Source organism: Chitinophagaceae bacterium C216, assembly GCA_028485475.2.
GTDB classification, from domain to species: Bacteria; Bacteroidota; Bacteroidia; order Chitinophagales; family Chitinophagaceae; genus Niabella; species Niabella composti.
In genome coordinates, this window is record CP144143.1 from 2204102 (window position 1) to 2222914 (window position 18813).

Consider the following 18813-nt stretch of genomic DNA (forward strand, 5'->3'; position numbering starts at 1 on the left):
TTATCATTTGGTTGTTTCGTACAACAAAAAAGGCTAATGCCAAAGCATTAGCCGGGGAATGCGGAACGTGTTATATATTATTGATCACCTCTGTTGAAAACTTTTGCTACTTCAATATCACCCTTGCTGTTGGCATTAAGGTGCAGGTATTGTTTTTGATCTTTCAGAACGATGCGGTAGTTAGTACCGTATTTATTTTGAACTTCAGTTACCGCAAAAATTTCTTTATTCTTGTAATTTTCGGTAACAGCATCAGCTACACTTGCAGGAAGCAGTTCCTTACCGTAATAACGGATGGTTTGCAAAATGCGACCTTTATGATCTAGTAATGCTCGGGTTTTAACATCACCTGAGATGAAAAAGGCTTCATAGTGGTTGGCAACCTGAGTCCAGCTAACCTGAGTGGCTCCTGCAAAGGTTTCATTAAAAGATTTCAATACTTTGTCATCAACATTGTTGGGATTTATGGCAAAGGCACTCATTGCAAATGAGATGGCAAAAACGGCGGAGAAAATCAGTTTTTTCATTGTATTGTGTTTTTATGTTTTAGTGATTGATTACAATGCAAACATAGCATGTACAGATGCCCCCTGTCAATAGGAATCTGGCGAACACTAGGGAAAGGGTCGGTGAATGACGGATTTTGGGTGGTTAAAATATAGCGGTTTAGAGCTGTTGTATACGAAATCGTTTTTGTATGAGGCGATTTTTGGAAAACAAAGTAATTTACCGCATCGTTCTGATCAGCTTGTCAGGTATTGTAAATAGATTTTATAACGATTGTAAACCAATTTTTATTTATGCAAACCTCACCCCAGTCCACCGTGCATGCGTCCACACAGCGCAGCAGAAACATTTTGGGTCTGTCATTGATTGCCGCACTGGCCGGCTTTATTTTCGGATTTGATACAGTAGTAATTTCTGGTGCTAACCTGCCTATTAAGGAGCTTTGGCACACTTCGCCATGGTTTCATGGGTTCTTTATTATGTCTATGGCTTTGTGGGGTACTGTAATAGGGGCTCTGTTTGGTGGCATTCCCACTCAGCGTTATGGAAGAAAGAAAGTATTGTTATGGATAGGCATACTGTTTACGCTATCGGCTTTAGGGACTGCTTTGGCGCAGGACCCTTATACCTTTTCCTTTTTCAGGTTTATAGGAGGGGTAGGCATTGGGGTTTCATCGGTGGTAGCGCCTACTTATATTTCTGAGATTTCTACTCCCAAAACACGTGGACGACTGGGAGCGATGTACCAGTTCAATATCGTTTTCGGTATTTTGATTGCGTTTCTATCTAATTACTGTTTGCAGGGTGTGGACGGTGCCAATGATTGGCGCTGGATGTTGGGTGTTATGGTTATTCCTTCGGTAATTTATACCATCATGGTATTTAGCATCCCTGAAAGTCCGCGTTGGTTACTATCAGTTCAAAATGATAGGGAGAAAGCTAAAACCGTGATGTTGCAACTTGGAGTAGAAGATCCTGAAAAGGAAATCAACCTCATTGAGAAAGCCGGACAGAAGGAAGAGCCGCAGGCAAAGGGGGCGGGCCTCTTTGCTTCACGTTACAAAAAGATATTATGGCTGGCTTTTTTTATTGCTTTTTTCAATCAATGGAGTGGAATCAATTTTATTTTGTACTATGCCCCTGAAATACTGGAACGTGCAGGGCTGGCTGCAAAAGATTCTCTTGGTAATTCTATTTTAATCGGTCTTACCAATCTTATTTTCACTTTTGTTGGCCTTTATTTTATTGACCGAGCAGGGCGCAAAACCTTGCTTATAGCAGGTTCCGTTGGTTATATCATCAGTCTGGCCATCGTAGCTTGGGCGTTTTATGCGGGAGCTGGTGCCGTTTTTCTATTAGTATTTTTAATGTTGTTCATTGCATCACATGCGATAGGGCAAGGTGCTGTAATATGGGTATTCATTTCTGAAATCTTTCCCAATCAAGTGCGTGCGGCTGGACAGGCTTTTGGTTCCAGCATACACTGGGTATTTGCTGCAATTATCACTTTAATCACACCGGTATTTTTGGATGCTGAAAACGGTATATTCAAAGACAATCCATGGCCTATATTTGCCTTCTTTACCTTTATGATGGTATTACAACTGATTTGGGTGCTCACCAAGATGCCTGAAACCAAAGGCATTTCACTGGAGGAGCTGGAACAGCAGCTGGTGAAGGATTAACCATTTATCCTTGCTTCAAGCTTTTGATTCTTTGCAAATAGGCTTCAAATGCTTCAAGGCTAAAGCTACTCAGATTATATTCGGCAGTAAGGCCGCCTTTCTGGGCTGCCAATACGCCGTATTTAATATCGCTGAAGCCGCTGATGGAGTGTGCATCTGGATCGATGGAGAGCAAAACTCCTTTTTCCATGGCGTAGTCAATCCACTGCCAGTCCAAATCCAGACGATGTGGATTGGCATTGATTTCGATCGCTACATGATTCGCTGCACAGGCATCAATGATTTTTTTATGATCGATGGGGTAGCCGTTTCGGCTCAGTAGCAGCCTACCCGTAGGGTGGCCTAAAATAGTGGTATAGGGATTTTCAATTGCTTTTAGCAAGCGTTGCATGGCTTTCTCTTCGCTCATGTACAAATTGCTGTGCACTGATGCAATAACCAGATCAAACTTGCTGAGTATCTCATCGGCATAATCCAAGCTACCGTCATTGAGGATATCGCTTTCAATGCTTTTGAATATTTTAAAGGGCGCGAATTTTTTGTTCAATTCATCGATCTGTTCATGTTGCTGCAATATTCTTTCTTCCGATAATCCGTTGGCATAAGCGGCCGTTTTCGAGTGATCGGAAATGACCAGATATTCAAAATTGTTTCTAATGAGCTCAGCCGCCATTTCTTCAATCGTATTGATACCGTCACTCCAAGTACTATGGTTGTGAATAATGCCCTTGATATCTTCCTCACGTATAATAGTAGGTACCCCTTTGTTTTTTGTGTATTGAATGATACTATCTTTTTCTCTCAGATATGGTGGAATATAGGGCAATCCCGCTTTTTCAAATATTTCCGCTTCGCTTGTATAGTGGGTTGCAGCAAAAGATTCGGGCGATTGTTCTGTAAAAAAAGCTGTTTTAAAGTTTTCACTACAGGAAGTCAAAAACTGTTTGGCAAAAATGTTTGTTGAATTGCAATATAAGCGTAGCTTCAATCCGTTGGTGAGTTTATATAAAAGCGAATCTTCATTGTCTTCCAGTAGTTCGGGAGGATAAGCTGTTTGAAATTTAGGTTTGATAATAGCTTTGGTGGCATCCACAACAAATTCCAGTTCTTTCAGCGTAAGAAGTTGCCGACGGTATTCGCCCGTTACCAATACCTTATCTTTTCCAAATAGTTGTTCCAGATAGTTTTGAATGGTGGGGTAGACCGCATCCACCTGCGCATACAGAAAATGACCGAGGTGCTGATGATAGAACTGTATTGCTTCCAATACATTTGCTTGCGTTTTGGCGCCAAAACCTTTGTATCGTGTCAGGCGGTTCTCGTTGCAGGCATATTCCAGCTCACCTATCGACTGGATGCCCATTTCCTTCCAGATCGTATGAATTTTCTTAGGGCCTAGGCCTTTCAGTCGGAGCATTTCGCGAACGCCTTCGGGTGTGTTATCGATGTATTCTTGCAGGATAGTCATTGTACCGGTGTCCAGTAGCTCCGTCACTTTGGCTGCTACCGAAGGACCCAGTCCCTTAATGCCGGCAATAGCATTTCGGTCGGTCTCTGCAAGGGGGTACTCCAGCTTCTCGATGTGATAAGCAGCAATAGAATAGGTTTTTGATTTGAAGGGGTTTTCCCCGTGAATGTCCATCAGTTTGGCCAGAAGGGAAAAGTGTTCGGCTATCTCTGCATTATTCATAGGTGCAAAATATTAAAAAATATGGCTGTGGTGTGAGGGAAATATTAATGGGCAAAAAAAAACCTCCGCAGAGGAGGTTTTATAAGCTCGATAAGATAAAATGCTATTTTTTCTTAGCTGCAGTTTTCTTTTTAGCTGCAGTTTTTTTCTTAGCTGCTGCTTTTTTAGGAGCTGCTTTTTTCTTAGCTGCTGCTTTTTTAGGAGCTGCTTTTTTCTTAGCTGCTGCTTTTTTAGGAGCTGCTTTTTTCTTAGCTGCTGCTTTTTTAGGAGCTGCTTTTTTAGCTGCTGCCTTTTTAGGAGCTGCTTTTTTAGCTGCTGCCTTTTTAGGAGCTGCTTTTTTAGTTGCAGCTTTTTTGGAAGCTGCTTTTTTAGCTGCTGCTTTTGCCATTGTTTTAGAATTTAATAGATTAGTAAATGGATTATCGTCGGTAAAATTATTGAAATTTAATATATCGCCAAATTTTTTTTCCACATCTTATCAAGAGTTTTCCATAGGTTATCCACATCTGCATTTATGTGACATGAGAAAAGAAAAGCATTGGTAGGCTGAAATGCAGTGTAGAATCGGGTTTGAAGAGATTAAAATAAAAAAGGATGGCTAATGCCATCCCTTTGAAAGTACTTTACTTTCGGATATAGTAATCTCGAAAAAACGTTCTTAGGCTTGAGGAACTTCGGCAACAGAAACGTAAGTTCTGTTTTTTCTTCCTTTTTTAAATTCAACAATACCATCGGTCAGAGCGAAGAGTGTGAAATCTCTTCCGATACCAACGTTAGCTCCGGGATGGTAAACAGTACCACGTTGACGAACGATGATGTTTCCGGCAATTACCGGTTGTCCGCCAAATACCTTAACACCTAATCTCTTGCTTTCTGAGTCGCGACCGTTTTTTACGCTACCTTCGCCTTTCTTATGTGCCATTTCTTATTGATTTAAAAGTTGAATACATTAAATACTGTTGAAATTACTCTGTGAGTTTTCAACCCGAACAGGTTTATGCGATACCTGTTACTTTAATTTTAGTGTAAAGAGTGCGGTGACCTTTCTTTTTACGGAAACCTTTTCTTCTTTTGGTTTTGAACGCAATAACTTTATCGCCTGCAACTTGGTCAACAATCTCAGCGCTTACTTTTGCATTCACATCAGCGCCTACAGAAAGTTTACCATCGGCATGTACAAACAATACTTCCAAGTTTACTGGATCACCTGCTTTTCCTTCGATATGGGGAACATATAAGGTTTGATCTTTTTCTACCTTATACTGTTGTCCTGCCACCTTAATTACTGCTATCATCGTATAAAAATTAGGCCGCAAAGGTATATATTATTTTTGATTTTCCAATAGAAATCCTTAAAGTTTATTCAAGGATTTTTGCTTCATTACTTACACCTGTTATATTTGCCTAACTTTAAGGCTCCCTAGCCATAAGGAAAACTTGATAAATAAATGAAAATCAAATCTTTTTTAGCTAAGCCATTTGCCTCTATTGTTTCCAAAAATATAAAAAAAGGAATGGTTACAGCTGTAGATGATCAGCAAGCCATTCTAAAAAATCTTATTAAGACCGCTCGAGATACACATTTTGGCAAAGAACATCATTTCGATGCCATCAATACTTATGAAGAGTTTAGAGATGCTGTTCCGATAAGAGATTATGAGGCTTTTTCGCCTTACATCCATCTTATCAAGGAAGGAAAGCATAATGTACTGTGGAAGGGCAGACCTATTTACTTTGCCAAAACATCGGGCACTACCAGCGGTACTAAGTATATTCCTATTACTAAGGATTCCATCAGCAATCATATCAATGGCGCGCGCAATGCCCTATTGTGCTATATGGATGAAACCGGTAATACCGCCTTTGCCGACGGTAAAATGATTTTTCTGAGTGGTTCGCCTGAGCTGGAGCGGGTAAGTGGTATCCCCACTGGACGCCTTAGTGGTATTGTGAACCACCACATACCGCGCTATTTGCGCAGAAATCAGTTGCCCGAATATGAAACCAACTGTATCGAAGATTGGGAAACCAAACTGAATAAAATTGTAGACGAAACACTGCATCAGAACATGACCCTGATTAGCGGCATTCCACCATGGGTACAGATGTATTTCGATGAGCTAACGAAACGCACAGGCAAACCCGTAGGGGAAATTTTTCCCAATTTCTCGGTAATGGTATACGGAGGAGTAAATTTTGAACCTTATAAAGCAAAGTTATATCAGAGCATCGGCCGGGTAGTGGACGGTATTGAAACCTTCCCGGCTTCGGAAGGGTTCTTTGCTTTTCAAGATTCGCAAAACGAACCCGGATTGCTGCTGAATACCAATAGTGGCATTTTCTTTGAGTTTATTCCAGAAGAAGAAATCGGCAAACCTAATCCCAAACGCGTTTCACTAAAGGATGTACAAAAAGGTGTCAATTATGCCTTAATTATTAATAGTAATGCGGGATTATGGGGCTACGATATCGGCGACATGGTAAAATTTGTATCAACAGCACCATATCGACTTATTGTTACCGGTCGTACCAAGCACTTTATTTCGGCTTTTGGAGAACATGTGATAGGCGAGGAGGTGGAATACAGCATTTTGAAAGCTGCTGCGGAAGAAAATGTGCAGATTACAGAGTTTACAGTTGCTCCTTATATCAGTAAAGATGAGGGAAAAAGTTATCATGAGTGGTTTATAGAATTTGCCAATCCGCCCCAAGACTTGCAAAGCTTTGCGTTGAAGGTGGACAATTATCTGCGACAGAAGAACATCTATTATGATGATTTAATTTCGGGTCATATTTTGCAGACGTTGCGAATAACACCTATCCGTAAAAACGGATTCATTGATTATATGAAATCAATCGGTAAATTGGGCGGACAAAATAAAGTGCCTCGTTTAAGTAACGACAGAAAAATTGCCGATGTACTTAAACAGTGGGCTTTGGAAAATTAAATATTGAAATCAAATTCATTCATCAGGGCTATAGTTAACAGTTAGTATAAGCAATGGTAAAACGAATAGGGATTTTCGGATCAACGGGTTCTATAGGAAAGCAGGCATTGGAAGTCATCAAAGACAATCCGGATAAGTTTTCCGTGGAAATTCTCACGGCTTATAATAATCATGAATTACTGGTGGAGCAGGCGCTGGAGTTTGATCCCAATATTGTGGTGATAGGAGATGAAACACATTATACGAAAGTAAAAGATGCACTTTCTAATACATCCATCAAGGTGTTTGCAGGTGAAGATGCGTTAGAAGAAGTGGCCGCTATGGATTGTTATGATATGATGTTGGCGGCAATTGTAGGATTTGCCGGTTTAAAACCCACCTTGAAAGCCATCGAAAATAAAAAAGCCATTGCACTCGCGAATAAGGAAACCCTAGTGGTGGCGGGAGATATCGTGATGAATATGGCAGTGGAAAATCAGGTGCCTATTATTCCGGTGGATTCGGAACATTCGGCCATTTTCCAATGTCTTGTTGGCGAAACGCGAAATAAAATCGAAAAGATATATCTCACTGCATCGGGAGGACCTTTTGTAGGAAGGAAGCCGAACTTCTTGGTAAATGTAAAAAGAGAACATGCTTTGCAGCATCCCAATTGGCAAATGGGGGCCAAGATATCAGTTGACTCTGCTACATTGATGAACAAAGGTCTGGAGATGATCGAGGCCAAATGGCTTTTTAATTTACATCCCGATCAGATAGAAGTACTCATCCATCAGCAAAGTGCCATTCATAGTATAGTGCAGTTTGAAGACGGCAGTATGAAGGCGCAGCTGGGGGTTCCCGATATGCGGCTACCTATTCAGTATGCATTGGGGTTCCCCGCGCGTATCCCCAATAATTATCCTCGTTTTGATTTCAAAAAGTTCAGCACTTTCACCTTCGAAGAACCGGATTATAGAACCTTTAGAAACTTGGTGCTGGCTATAGATGCACTACATAAAGGCGGTAATTTGCCCTGTATTATGAACGCCGCTAACGAAATTGCGGTATATGCCTTTCTTAAAAACCGAATAGGCTTCCTGGAAATGACCGATGTTATCGAAAATGTGATGTGTAAAATACCCTTCATTGAATCGCCAACATTGGAAGAGTATCTTGACAGTGATGCCGAAGCCCGCACGCTGGCAGCAGACATCATTAGGCTCTAGCTATGAGGTGCGCGTGCCATTATCTTTATTCCTTCGCCAATAAAATAATTTTGTTACAAGACCTGTAATGACTATGGTCATTGAAATGTTGTGCCTTTATTTTTTGCGCTGCAACATGTATATTCGTTCTTTAAACCATTTAAAAATGAAGCTCAGAACCTTACTGTTTTTTATCTCCATTTTTGCTTTTGCACAGGTTAATGCATCGAAAGTGGATACTGTTGAAACACATAGTACAGCCATGAACAAAACTATCAAGGCTGTAATTATTACTCCTGATAAATACGATAAAAACAAACAGTATCCTGTAGTGTATTTGTTGCACGGATACAGCGGCAATTATGCCGACTGGCCTAAAGCCGAAGCCGTACGGCAGGCTCCCGATTTATACAATATGATTATTGTATGTGCAGATGGAGGTTTTGGTAGCTGGTACTGGGACAGCCCTGTTGATCCTTCCTATAAGTACGAGACCTATATTTCGAAAGAGCTAGTGCAATGGGTAGATGAACGGTATTCCACCATTAAAAGTGCCAAAGGTCGCGCTATCGCCGGACTGAGCATGGGTGGGCATGGTGCTTTATATCTGGCCATCAAGCATCCGGATGTATTTGGCGCTACCGGAAGTATGAGCGGAGGCGTGGACTTTCGTCCTTTCCCTAATAACTGGGAAATTGCTAAACGTTTAGGTAAATATGCAGCGTATCCTGAGCGTTGGGAGCAAAACACCGTCATCAATATGCTACACCTAATTGAACCGAAAACGTTAAAGATTATCATCGATTGCGGTACGGAAGATTTCTTCTATGAAGTGAATCAGAAATTGCACGAAGCATTATTGTACCGAAATATACAACATGATTATATCGTCCGTCCGGGCGCTCATAATTGGCCCTATTGGGAAAATGCGGTAAAATATCAGTTGCTTTTTTTCCACAATTTCTTTCAGCAAAAATAAAGGTTGATTTACTCATCATCATTTAATAAATTTAGACCAATGGCGCAGCAGGAATTTGACAGGCTCGTAGAAATCATGAATACCTTAAGGGAAAAATGTCCTTGGGACAGAAAGCAAACCTTGCAGTCTTTAAGACAATTAACGATAGAAGAGACTTACGAGCTTGCCGATGCTATTTTGGAGGAGGATTGGGATAATATCAAGGAGGAACTGGGCGATCTCATACTGCATATGGTATTTTATTCAAAGATCGCCACAGAGCAGGGAAAGTTTACCATTCAGGACGTACTGACGGGTATTTGTGAGAAACTAATTGTGCGCCACCCACATGTTTATCCGCCGGATGAGCTGCCTGAAGGATTGAAGCAAGTGCGCAACGAAGAAGACGTGAAGCAAAACTGGGAAAAGCTCAAACTCAAAGAGGGCAAAAAATCTGTATTGAGCGGAGTGCCCGACTCATTACCCAGTGTGGTAAAAGCCATGCGTTTGCAGGAAAAAGCTAAGCAGGTAGGCTTTGAGTGGGACAATAAAGAGGATGTGTGGCTAAAAATTCAGGAAGAATTGAACGAGCTGAAAGAAGCAGTGGAAAAGGAATCTATTAAAAAGCAGGAAGAAGAATTGGGCGATCTTTTGTTTTCCATTGTAAATTATGCACGGTTTTTGAAGGTGGATGCAGATGCGGCACTGGAATACACCAATAAAAAATTTAAACAACGCTTCGGAAAAATGGAGGATATCGCCCGAAGTCAAGGTAAGAATCTGGGCGATATGACATTGTCCGAAATGGATGCGATATGGAACAGCATTAAGACCGCAGAAAAAAACAATGAACCTGTTTAAGAGAAATAGTATCTTCTGGGCTTATTTCATGCTAATCGCATCGATAGCCCTGTTCATTGTATCATTTGCGCTGAAATTCTTCCCTTTTGATAAAGTATCCGTAGAACATCGTGCAAAAGAGCTTGAAAGACAACTGCACGTACAGGAAAAAGATATTGCTACTGTCTTAAATGATACGGCTCTGCTGCAAAGATTGAAAACAGGCAAAGAGACGCAGGCCGATTTGGAATTGTTGTACGATAAGTACTATTCTTTATATGTTTACAGATTACTGGATAAGGCTCAGTATCTGAAATTCTGGAGCTCGGCACATACCATGTTGCCGGATAGCTTACTCGATAATAAGAATGATGAACAATTTGTTCGTCTAAGCAACGGTTATTATCTCATTAAAAGATTGTACAATCCGGAAGTACCGGGCATCAATATATATTGTGCAATACTGATCAAATCTCAATTTTTCGTCGACACGCGATTTTTTAAGCAATCTTTTCCTTTAAACACCAAACTGGATAAAATCGCCGACATCAGTGAAATACCTACTGAGTATGCCATCAAATCTGCGTCAGGGAAAACATATATTTATTTAAAAGAAGCAGGACAGATCACAAATGAATACGAAAGCCTAATAGTTGTAGTTATAAGGCTGGTTAGTTTCTTTTTGATATTTCTTTCCTTGTATTTTTTGCTGTATTTAAAAGTTGTAAAAAAGCGAGGTAAGAGTGATATTTCCATTTTTCTTGGATGCATGCTTGCCTTTCGTGCCTTGTTATATGTTTTCCGAGAACCATTTAAGTTGGGGAGCTTGGAGTTGTTTTCACCACAAATTTTCGCTTCAGGCTTTCTGTTACCTAGCCTAGGTGATTTGCTTATTAATAGCTTATTATTTTGTTGGTTGGGTGTATTTATATGGAATCGTATCCGGTCTACTGAACATAAAGAGATATTGCCACCCATACGTAGGAATAACTGGTTATTAGGCGTGGCGTGTATATCCTTACTCTTGGGGCTGACATTTGTCGTTATTCATGTCATTCGAAGCATCATAATTGATTCCAAAATTTCTTTTGATGTTACCAATTTTTTTAGTCTGAATATTTATACTGCGGTAGGATTTCTTGTGTTGGCGTTTCTGGTATTAGGCTATCATTATTTTACACGTATTCTTTATCGTTATCTGTTCCCGTCTTTTGCATTCAATGTATATTGGTTGTATTTGTTGATCGCTTTAGTTGGATTGATGTATATCGCCCTATTCGTTCCTCCTGCAAGCATCCATTTATCATTATATTGCTTGTTATGGTTGTTGTTATATACATTTCTTTTTAACTATGAAAAAACCCTCAACCATTTTATAAGATTCAACATCGCAGGTATTGTAGTGTGGATTTTTATTTTTTCGGTGAGTTTGTCATTGCTCATGCTCAGTGAAATTAAAAAGGCCGAGCTGATTCAGCGAAAAAATTATATAGAGAAACTGGATACACAAAGTGATCCTTCTACAGAGCGACTGATGGCTATTGCCAGTGCTTATCTGAACAATGACTTTTTTCAGCGCAATTTTCATAGGTTTTATGATGAAAATGAGAATTGCTATTTGAGAGACAGCATTCTCTCTAATAATTACATTCGATATATTAAAAATTATGATGGTCAGCTTTATATTTTCGATAGCCTCAATCAACCATTATATAATCCGGATAATATTTCCTATGAGGCATTAAATACCATCTTGAGTCGACAGTCAAGACCTACCGATGTCCCCGATCTCTATTTTTATGAACCGGAATACGACCGTTTTGCCTATATCACATACCGACCTATTAGCGACTCTAGCGGTAAATCGTTGGGAACTGTATACATTATTTCCCAACCTAAAAAGTTTTCTGTAGTATCTCTTAGTCCTGAACTTTTCAGGCAATATCGGGATTGGGAATTTTCCAACTCTACCGTATACAATTATGCTATCTATTCGCACAAGCTTCTCGTAGCTTCTTCTAAAAAATATCCTTTTACTTCCACATTAGTGGAGACGCAGATACCCAAAGCTAAGTTTGAGTTGCGCGAGCAAGACGGATATAGCGAATTATGGTATAGGGCTAGCAAGGACAAAGTTATAGTGATGACTCGAAAGAAGGAGGTGGCATTAGAAACAATAACGTTGTTTTCTTATATCTTTTGTACATTTTTGTTATTGCTGGCTTTAATAAGACTTACCACTCGTCTGCTCAATTTTATATTGAATAAAAAGCTACCGTCACGTATAAAATTCTCTACCAGTATCCGAGGGCAGATTCACAATACCTTTATCCTTATTACGATTCTATCGTTTGTGGTAATTGGTGTTGCAACCATTTCGTTTTATACCAAGCGGTTTGAGTATTCCAATGAAGAGCGACTGAGTCAAACCATGAGCATCATGCTGAATGAGCTACAATCGCATCGGGAGTTGGGAAGTCTTATTTATGAGCAGAGAATTAGGCAGGATTCTATCAATTCAACGCCCTTAGATGAAATTATTAAGCGCGTTGCCGATATTCATGGCGTGGATGCTAATATCTATGATTTTACCGGCCGTTTGTTGGCTACCAGTCAGCCCGATGTTTACACTAAGGGCTTTCTGAGTACACAGATTGACCCAAGAGCATTTTTCTACTTATTCAAAATGCGACGCATCGAGCATGCACAAAAAGAGAAGGTGTCCAATCTTCAATATACCAGTATGTATGCACCCATCCGCAGCAGCGATGGTTTTTTCAACGCATACCTCAGCATCCCTTATTTTACTTCGCAACAAGTATTCAACCATGAGATGTCCCGCTTTCTGGTAACCCTTATTAATCTAAATGCCTTTATCTTCCTGATCACCGGTTTGATGGCACTGTTAATTGCCAACCGTATTACGCGTTCGTTCGCACTAATTAAGGAAAAAATCATGCAGCTCAATCTGTCCAAAAACAATGAAATGATTGTGTGGAATAAAAATGATGAGATAGGGGGCCTGGTTACGGAATATAATAGAATGGTGGTAAAACTTAGAGAAAATGCGGACGCGTTGGCCAAATCCGAAAGACAGGAAGCTTGGCGTGAAATGGCCCGCCAAGTGGCGCATGAAATTAAAAACCCACTGACACCAATGAAGTTGAGCTTGCAATATCTTCAAAGAGCCATTGACAGTGGTAGCCCTAATGTACCGCAGCTTACAGCCAGCGTATCAAAAACCTTGGTAGAGCAGATAGATTATCTGTCCAAAATCGCTGCGAATTTTTCACAGTTTGCCAATATCAATCATGCCAATAAGGAAATCTTCGACCTGCACGAAGTGATTCAGTCGCTGATTACCATTTACAGTAAAAATCCAGATATTGATTTTGTATGGAAGCCGCTGCCTCGAGAACTGAATATTTTTGCCGATAAGGCACAAATGAACAGGGTATTCACTAATTTGTTTTCCAATGCCAATGAGGCCAAACGCGATGATGCCAATTGTCAGATTACAATTTTGGAGGAAATAGTGGACGGCAAAGTGCGTATTAGTGTAATAGATAATGGGGTAGGCATAAGTGAGGAAATGAAACAGAAAATCTTTACCCCCAATTTTACTACTAAAAGTTCAGGTACAGGCTTAGGGCTAGCGATGTGCAAAGGTATCTTGGAGCAAACAGGAGGGGATATCAGTTTTACAACCGAAGCTGGAATGGGTACTACTTTCTTCCTGACAATTCCGCTGGTGGATGATTAATACTGTGAAATCCTTCGACAATAAAAAAAGCCGGTCTTCAACCGGCTCTTTATTAACTCTCAAGAAGTTTTTCTTTGTTGCCAAATTATTGCACAGAATCAACAGCAGCAGCTGCAGCAGAATCAACTGTAGCAACAGCTGAGTCAATAGTAGCTTGAGCAGAATCAGCAACAGCTTCAACTTGAGCACTTAAAGAGTCAGCTGTAGCTTCAGCAGAAGCTTCAGTTGAAGATTCACCACTGTTACAAGCTGCAAATGATACAGCGATTAATGCAATTGCAAATAATTTTTTCATGATTGTTTTTTTTGTTTTAAAAAATTATAATTTATTAATTAATACGCAAAACACGATTTGGTAACCCTGTATGCGTAAAATTTTTTATTAAATTAAATGGTTGTGTTACAGGTTACTACGATTTGCAAATATAAAAATATCTGCTTTATACCAAAAATTCTTTACTGAGTTTATCAAAAATAGTGTCGCGATTGGCATTTTCAGTAACCAGATCTTGTAAAGTAATGCGTTCCAGCAAGTTATTTACCGTCATTTGAATCATTTGCCAGAGAGACCTGGATGAACAATCCACCGAATTGGTACAAAACCGCATTACGGCACCGGTTTCATCCGTAAATTCTTTGTCGAGCGGGGTGCCCAACGCTTCCAAAACATTTTTAATAATAATTTCCGATGCCGGGCGGGCCAATACGTAGCCTCCCTTATTACCCGGGGTACTACGGATAAAATTAGCCATCCTCAACAGACGGGTTAGTTTGGCTATGTAATGCTGACTGAGCTGTTCCGTTTCACTGAGTTGTGGAATACTCATACCTTCGCCGCTTTTGCAGGAGGCGATGCGTATGAGAATCCGCAATCCGTACTCTTCCTGAGCAGTAATTTTCATAATGCTTTTTTTATAAAAAACCTAGTTCGAGTTGAGCTGCTTCGCTCATCATGCTTTTCTCCCATGGTGGATCCCAAGTTAAGGTGACCAACACATCGTTTACCCCCTCAAGCTGTCTTACTTTTTCATCCACTTCTAATATAAGAGTTTGTGCGGCCGGACAGCCGGGAGCCGTGAGCGTCATGAGGATAAAAACGTTATGATCGTCATTGATTTCAATTTTATATATCAATCCCAGGTCGTAAATATTTACGGGCAGCTCGGGATCGTATATACCCTTGAGTGTTTCAATGATTTTTTCTCGTATTTCGGCTTCAGTCATTTTCTTTAGGTTATGAATGATGGTTACTGGTTCAAGGCTTTAAATGCCAAAGCATAATTCTTCATTTGTTTTACCATGGCCAGTAATCCATTGGAACGGGTTTGAGCCAGATGGCTCGTCATTCCTATTTTATTGATAAAATCCATCTTAGCATTCAGGATTTCGTCGGGGGTGTGGCCACTCAGCACTCTTATCAGCATAGATATAAGCCCTTTTACAATGATCGCATCGCTATCGGCCTGATAAAATATTTTACCATCTTTGTAATCGGCCACCAACCATACAGTAGACTGACATCCCTTTACTTTATTTTCATCTTTCTTATGCTCCTCTGCCAGCGGGGGTAGTTTTTTACCTAGGTCGATGATATATTCATACTTATCGTCCCAGTTCTCAAAAAGCGAAAACTCGTCTACGATTTCGGCTTCTATTTGTTCGATAGATTGCGTTTCGGTCATTCGTCTGTTATTTTCGAGAGCTGCCATCAACAGCAGCTTCCCTTGGATTACCTTAATATTTTAACGGCTTTCTGCAAAGCTTCAACCATTAAATCTATTTCTTCTACTGTATTATAGAACGCAAAAGAGGCTCGAATGGTTCCGGGGATACAAAAACGCTGCATCAGCGGCTCCACACAGTGATGCCCCGTGCGTACAGCAATACCTTTATTGTCCAGCAAAATACCCACATCCTGAGGATGCACCCCATCAATCACAAAAGACACCACGCTTACTTTATGGTCATTATCGCCGATGATTCTTAGTCCCTCAATTTCTTTTAGGCGCTGTGTGGCGTGCTGCAACAACAGGTCTTCTTGTTTGCGGATATTTTCCTTACCGATTGTATTGATATATTCAATAGCCGGCTTGAAGGCAATGGCATCGGCAATATTAGGCGTACCTGCCTCGAACTTATAGGGGAGCTCGTTGTAGGTGGTCTTCTCAAAGGTTACCTCCTTAATCATTTCGCCACCCCCCATAAATACTGGCATAGACTCCAAAAGATGTTTCTTGCCATATAAGATACCCATACCGGTTGGCCCTAGCATTTTGTGTGCGGAGAAAGCTAAAAAGTCGCAATCCAATGCCTGCACATCAACATCGAGGTGCATAGCGCTCTGTGCGCCATCGATGAGCACAAGAGCTCCTTGCGCATGGGCCAATTGTATAATTTCTTGAATGGGGTTTACCGTTCCCAACGCATTGGATACATGGTTTACAGCCACCAATTTGGTACGTGAACTGAGAAGTTTTCTATATTCCTCCAGCTCTAGTTCTCCTTGTTCGTTCACCGGGATCACTTTGAGTTGAGCGCCTTTTTCTTCACATACTATCTGCCATGGAACGATGTCGGAATGGTGCTCCATACCCGAGACAATCACTTCATCTCCTTGCGCAAGATGCTGACGTCCCCAGCTGTAAGCTACCAGATTAATACTTTCGGTAGTACCCCGCGTATAAATGATTTCTTCCCGTGCGGCAGCATTGATAAAGTGCTTAACCGCATCGCGGGTGGCTTCAAAAGCAGCAGTAGCTTCCTCCGCCAGGGAATGAATGCCACGGTGTACATTGGCATTATACTGTGTATAATAATGTACCAATGCATCAATAACCGACTGAGGCTTTTGAGAAGTCGCAGCGTTATCAAAATATATCAGGCGATGGCCTTTCACTTCCCGGTTCAAAATGGGGAAGTCCTTTCGTACGGAATGCACGTCAAAGGCCTTATTGGTATTTAAAGTTGCTGTTTGCATAACAAACCCCTCATTCGTACGTCTTCTTTTTGCCGTCGGGCTAAAGGGTTTAAGAAGACAATATTTTAAAGGTTATTATTGATATTATTCCTCCGTCTTCCTCTCATTAGTAGCACTCTCGATTATAAATGCAGCTTGTCAGCCACCAGCTGCTCTACAAATTCGCGGGTGGTAACGTGCTGAATTTTCTCTAGTATATCTTGAGCAAAACCGTGTAAGAGGAGGGCTGTGGCTGCTTTCTCGCTGATACCACGAGAACGCATATAGAACAACGCTTCCTCATCCAGACGGCCAACGGTACAGCCGTGCGAACATTTTACGTCATCTGCAAAGATTTCCAACTGCGGCTTGGTGTTCACACTAGCGTTATCAGAAAGCAAAATATTACGGTTGCTCTGATAAGCGTTGGTTTTTTGTGCGTCCTGACGTACAAAAATCTTTCCGTTGAAAACGCCGGTAGCATTTCCGTTCAAGACCCCCTTGTATAGTTCGTTGCTCAGACAGTTGGGTTTACGGTTGTCTACCACCGTATGGTTGTCCATATGGGAATGTTGGTCGCCCAGATATAAGCCAAAAAGATTGGCTTCGCAATACTCGGCTGACATCACCATATTCAAGTTGTTTCTGATCAAACCGCCATTGAGGGACACGGTCACCACATTGGCTATGCTTTTACCGGTCTGATGTACGTGAGTAGTGCTTACCAGCTTGGAGTTGGGAGCATCGTTCTGGATTTTGTATAGATCGAAGATGGCATCCTGCTCCACCGCAACCTCAATTACCTGGTTGGTAAAACTTTCATCCGCCCCCAGTGTAATATAAGTTTCTACAATCTGCACTTTGGCGTTTTCTGCTACATGAATCAAGCAACGTGGTTGCGCAAAGATGTTTCCCCGACGGGCATCCGTAACATTGTATAAATATATGGGGTGACTAGCTTCCTTGCTTCTAAACACGTGTACAAACACACCTTCCTGAATAAATGCAGTGTTTAAAGCATTGACGCCGTCTCTATGATAATCTGCACTATGGCCCAGATGCTCCTTTACGATGGAAGCATACTTTTCATGACCTGCAGCTTCCTGTAAAGACAAAATTTCCAGTTCTTCAGAACGTGTATGGGATAACTCTCTATTAAAATGCCCGTTTACGAATACCACCAAATTAGCATCCTCATGCCCAGGAATCTGAAAAGGAGCTAAGTCCTGCGCAGTTAACTGCTGTTCTTTTATATCGGTAGAAAAATGATAATCCTTGCTGAAAAAATCGTTAATGCGGGTGTATTTCCACTCTTCGTGCTTTACGGTAGGTATCCCTGTTTGGGAAAATTCTGCAAATGCCGAATCCCGCATGGACTTGATATGTCCATCTACCGGATGGGCTTGCAATTCTTCAAAACGCTTTTTAAAATATGTTATAGTATCCATTTAATTTAATCTGATAAATTGAAAATGAGTTAATTTGCATGTAATAACTCAAATTAAACTGCCATTGTTTTAATGAAATCGTATCCTTTTTCCTCCAGCTCTAGTGCCAATTCCTTGGTGCCCGATTTTACGATACGACCATTATATAACACGTGAACGTAATCTGGAACGATATAGTTCAGCAAGCGTTGATAGTGCGTCACACATAGCACCGCATTTTCCGAATTGCGCAATTTATTTACACCATTTGCTACGATGCGGATAGCATCGATATCCAAACCTGAGTCGGTCTCATCCAATATAGCCAGCTTCGGCTCCAGCATAGCCATCTGGAAAATTTCATTACGCTTCTTTTCTCCACCCGAGAAACCTTCATTAAGAGAACGACTTAGCATGGCCTGATCAATCTCCACTAGCGCCATTTTCTCCTTCATCATCTTTAGAAAAGATACTGCATCTAGCTCTTCCTGACCGCGATATTTACGAATTTCATTAACTGCAGTTTTCATGAAGTTGGTTGTGCTAAGTCCCGGAATTTCAATAGGATATTGAAAGCTCAAGAAGAGGCCTTCACCTGCTCTTTCCTCAGGAGAGAGCTCTAATAGGTTTTTACCCATAAATTCTACCGAGCCGCCTGTTACTTCGTAATCTTCCTTTCCGGCAAGTACAGAAGCTAAGGTGCTCTTTCCGGAACCGTTGGGTCCCATGATCGCATGTACTTCGCCGGGGTTTATTTGTAAATTAATGCCTTTTAATATCTCTTTTCCTTCGATGCCTGCGCGCAGATCTTTTATTGTCAACATATTATCTAGTATTATCTGATTTTAAACT

Annotated in this window: 18 protein-coding genes; 6 read left to right on the plus strand and 12 right to left on the minus strand. The window is 40.9% G+C overall.

What is annotated here, in order from left to right; genetic code table 11:
- Nucleotides 1-77: 77 nt before the first annotated feature.
- Nucleotides 78-527, minus strand: a complete 450-nt coding sequence (locus PIECOFPK_RS09455) for a hypothetical protein (RefSeq protein ID WP_409965712.1) — start codon at nt 525-527, stop codon at nt 78-80.
- Nucleotides 528-800: 273 nt separating this feature from the next.
- On the opposite strand from PIECOFPK_RS09455, the gene PIECOFPK_RS09460 reads away from it, so the two are divergent.
- The gene (locus PIECOFPK_RS09460) at nt 801-2192 is read left to right on the plus strand and encodes a sugar porter family MFS transporter (protein WP_409965713.1); all 1392 of its coding nucleotides are present in this window, start codon (nt 801-803) and stop codon (nt 2190-2192) included.
- Between the two features lie 4 nt (nt 2193-2196).
- On the opposite strand, the gene PIECOFPK_RS09465 is transcribed toward PIECOFPK_RS09460, so the two are convergent.
- The 4 genes from PIECOFPK_RS09465 to rplU form a co-directional block, all read right to left on the minus strand.
- The gene (locus tag PIECOFPK_RS09465) at nt 2197-3882 is read right to left on the minus strand and encodes a helix-hairpin-helix domain-containing protein (RefSeq protein WP_409965714.1); all 1686 of its coding nucleotides are present in this window, start codon (nt 3880-3882) and stop codon (nt 2197-2199) included.
- Between the two features lie 103 nt (nt 3883-3985).
- Nucleotides 3986-4354 (minus strand): hypothetical protein, encoded by a 369-nt coding sequence (locus PIECOFPK_RS09470; protein ID WP_409965715.1) that lies wholly within the window; start codon nt 4352-4354, stop codon nt 3986-3988.
- A 186-nt stretch (nt 4355-4540) separates the two neighbouring features.
- The gene (gene rpmA, locus PIECOFPK_RS09475; protein WP_330975698.1) at nt 4541-4804 is read right to left on the minus strand and encodes a 50S ribosomal protein L27; all 264 of its coding nucleotides are present in this window, start codon (nt 4802-4804) and stop codon (nt 4541-4543) included.
- A gap of 73 nt (nt 4805-4877) precedes the next feature.
- Nucleotides 4878-5177: a 50S ribosomal protein L21 gene (rplU, locus tag PIECOFPK_RS09480; RefSeq protein WP_330975697.1), complete on the minus strand. Its 300-nt coding sequence runs from the start codon at nt 5175-5177 to the stop codon at nt 4878-4880.
- Nucleotides 5178-5330: 153 nt separating this feature from the next.
- Between rplU and PIECOFPK_RS09485 the strand changes: the two genes are divergently transcribed.
- The 5 genes from PIECOFPK_RS09485 to PIECOFPK_RS09505 all read left to right on the plus strand — a co-directional run bounded on the left by PIECOFPK_RS09485 (nt 5331) and on the right by PIECOFPK_RS09505 (nt 13578).
- A complete protein-coding gene (locus PIECOFPK_RS09485) occupies nt 5331-6830 on the plus strand; it encodes a GH3 auxin-responsive promoter family protein (RefSeq protein WP_330975696.1) in 1500 nt (499 codons plus the stop codon).
- A gap of 53 nt (nt 6831-6883) precedes the next feature.
- Nucleotides 6884-8038 carry a 1-deoxy-D-xylulose-5-phosphate reductoisomerase gene (locus tag PIECOFPK_RS09490; protein WP_330975695.1) on the plus strand — a complete coding sequence of 385 codons (1155 nt, stop codon included), beginning with the start codon at nt 6884-6886 and terminating at the stop codon, nt 8036-8038.
- A gap of 145 nt (nt 8039-8183) precedes the next feature.
- Entirely contained in the window at nt 8184-8996 is an 813-nt protein-coding gene (locus tag PIECOFPK_RS09495; protein ID WP_330975694.1) for an alpha/beta hydrolase, read from the plus strand.
- A gap of 39 nt (nt 8997-9035) precedes the next feature.
- Nucleotides 9036-9836 carry a nucleoside triphosphate pyrophosphohydrolase gene (mazG, locus tag PIECOFPK_RS09500; RefSeq protein WP_330975693.1) on the plus strand — a complete coding sequence of 267 codons (801 nt, stop codon included), beginning with the start codon at nt 9036-9038 and terminating at the stop codon, nt 9834-9836.
- Nucleotides 9823-13578, plus strand: coding sequence for a sensor histidine kinase (locus tag PIECOFPK_RS09505; protein ID WP_409965716.1), 3756 nt, complete (start codon nt 9823-9825; stop codon nt 13576-13578). Before mazG ends, PIECOFPK_RS09505 begins: the two co-directional genes overlap by 14 nt.
- Nucleotides 13579-13663: 85 nt before the next feature.
- On the opposite strand, the gene PIECOFPK_RS09510 is transcribed toward PIECOFPK_RS09505, so the two are convergent.
- From PIECOFPK_RS09510 to sufC, 7 genes are all read right to left on the minus strand, one after another.
- Nucleotides 13664-13873 carry a hypothetical protein gene (locus PIECOFPK_RS09510; RefSeq protein WP_409965717.1) on the minus strand — a complete coding sequence of 70 codons (210 nt, stop codon included), beginning with the start codon at nt 13871-13873 and terminating at the stop codon, nt 13664-13666.
- Between the two features lie 145 nt (nt 13874-14018).
- Complete coding sequence (locus tag PIECOFPK_RS09515) at nt 14019-14480, minus strand: RrF2 family transcriptional regulator (protein ID WP_330975690.1); 462 nt, start codon at nt 14478-14480, stop codon at nt 14019-14021.
- A gap of 10 nt (nt 14481-14490) precedes the next feature.
- Nucleotides 14491-14802, minus strand: coding sequence for an SUF system Fe-S cluster assembly protein (locus PIECOFPK_RS09520; RefSeq protein WP_330975689.1), 312 nt, complete (start codon nt 14800-14802; stop codon nt 14491-14493).
- A gap of 23 nt (nt 14803-14825) precedes the next feature.
- Nucleotides 14826-15260, minus strand: coding sequence for a SufE family protein (locus PIECOFPK_RS09525; protein ID WP_409965718.1), 435 nt, complete (start codon nt 15258-15260; stop codon nt 14826-14828).
- A 47-nt stretch (nt 15261-15307) separates the two neighbouring features.
- Complete coding sequence (locus PIECOFPK_RS09530; RefSeq protein ID WP_330975687.1) at nt 15308-16555, minus strand: cysteine desulfurase; 1248 nt, start codon at nt 16553-16555, stop codon at nt 15308-15310.
- Between the two features lie 122 nt (nt 16556-16677).
- Nucleotides 16678-17982, minus strand: a complete 1305-nt coding sequence (sufD, locus tag PIECOFPK_RS09535; RefSeq protein WP_409965719.1) for a Fe-S cluster assembly protein SufD — start codon at nt 17980-17982, stop codon at nt 16678-16680.
- A gap of 53 nt (nt 17983-18035) precedes the next feature.
- On the minus strand, nt 18036-18785 hold the full coding sequence (gene sufC, locus PIECOFPK_RS09540) for a Fe-S cluster assembly ATPase SufC (RefSeq protein ID WP_330975685.1): 750 nt from the start codon (nt 18783-18785) through the stop codon (nt 18036-18038).
- Nucleotides 18786-18813: the final 28 nt, after the last annotated feature.

What these genes read in the sequence shown, in the direction of transcription:
- rpmA (WP_330975698.1), bottom strand. Translation starts at nt 4,804, where the DNA reads ATGGCACATAAGAAAGGCGAAGGTAGCGTAAAAAACGGTCGCGACTCA.
- sufC (WP_330975685.1), bottom strand. Translation starts at nt 18,785, where the DNA reads ATGTTGACAATAAAAGATCTGCGCGCAGGCATCGAAGGAAAAGAGATA.
- PIECOFPK_RS09465 (WP_409965714.1), bottom strand. Translation starts at nt 3,882, where the DNA reads ATGAATAATGCAGAGATAGCCGAACACTTTTCCCTTCTGGCCAAACTG.
- PIECOFPK_RS09485 (WP_330975696.1), top strand. Translation starts at nt 5,331, where the DNA reads ATGAAAATCAAATCTTTTTTAGCTAAGCCATTTGCCTCTATTGTTTCC.
- PIECOFPK_RS09460 (WP_409965713.1), top strand. Translation starts at nt 801, where the DNA reads ATGCAAACCTCACCCCAGTCCACCGTGCATGCGTCCACACAGCGCAGC.
- PIECOFPK_RS09520 (WP_330975689.1), bottom strand. Translation starts at nt 14,802, where the DNA reads ATGACTGAAGCCGAAATACGAGAAAAAATCATTGAAACACTCAAGGGT.
- PIECOFPK_RS09495 (WP_330975694.1), top strand. Translation starts at nt 8,184, where the DNA reads ATGAAGCTCAGAACCTTACTGTTTTTTATCTCCATTTTTGCTTTTGCA.
- PIECOFPK_RS09515 (WP_330975690.1), bottom strand. Translation starts at nt 14,480, where the DNA reads ATGAAAATTACTGCTCAGGAAGAGTACGGATTGCGGATTCTCATACGC.
- PIECOFPK_RS09525 (WP_409965718.1), bottom strand. Translation starts at nt 15,260, where the DNA reads ATGACCGAAACGCAATCTATCGAACAAATAGAAGCCGAAATCGTAGAC.
- PIECOFPK_RS09530 (WP_330975687.1), bottom strand. Translation starts at nt 16,555, where the DNA reads ATGCAAACAGCAACTTTAAATACCAATAAGGCCTTTGACGTGCATTCC.
- PIECOFPK_RS09510 (WP_409965717.1), bottom strand. Translation starts at nt 13,873, where the DNA reads ATGAAAAAATTATTTGCAATTGCATTAATCGCTGTATCATTTGCAGCT.
- sufD (WP_409965719.1), bottom strand. Translation starts at nt 17,982, where the DNA reads ATGGATACTATAACATATTTTAAAAAGCGTTTTGAAGAATTGCAAGCC.
- PIECOFPK_RS09455 (WP_409965712.1), bottom strand. Translation starts at nt 527, where the DNA reads ATGAAAAAACTGATTTTCTCCGCCGTTTTTGCCATCTCATTTGCAATG.
- rplU (WP_330975697.1), bottom strand. Translation starts at nt 5,177, where the DNA reads ATGATAGCAGTAATTAAGGTGGCAGGACAACAGTATAAGGTAGAAAAA.
- PIECOFPK_RS09490 (WP_330975695.1), top strand. Translation starts at nt 6,884, where the DNA reads ATGGTAAAACGAATAGGGATTTTCGGATCAACGGGTTCTATAGGAAAG.
- PIECOFPK_RS09505 (WP_409965716.1), top strand. Translation starts at nt 9,823, where the DNA reads ATGAACCTGTTTAAGAGAAATAGTATCTTCTGGGCTTATTTCATGCTA.
- mazG (WP_330975693.1), top strand. Translation starts at nt 9,036, where the DNA reads ATGGCGCAGCAGGAATTTGACAGGCTCGTAGAAATCATGAATACCTTA.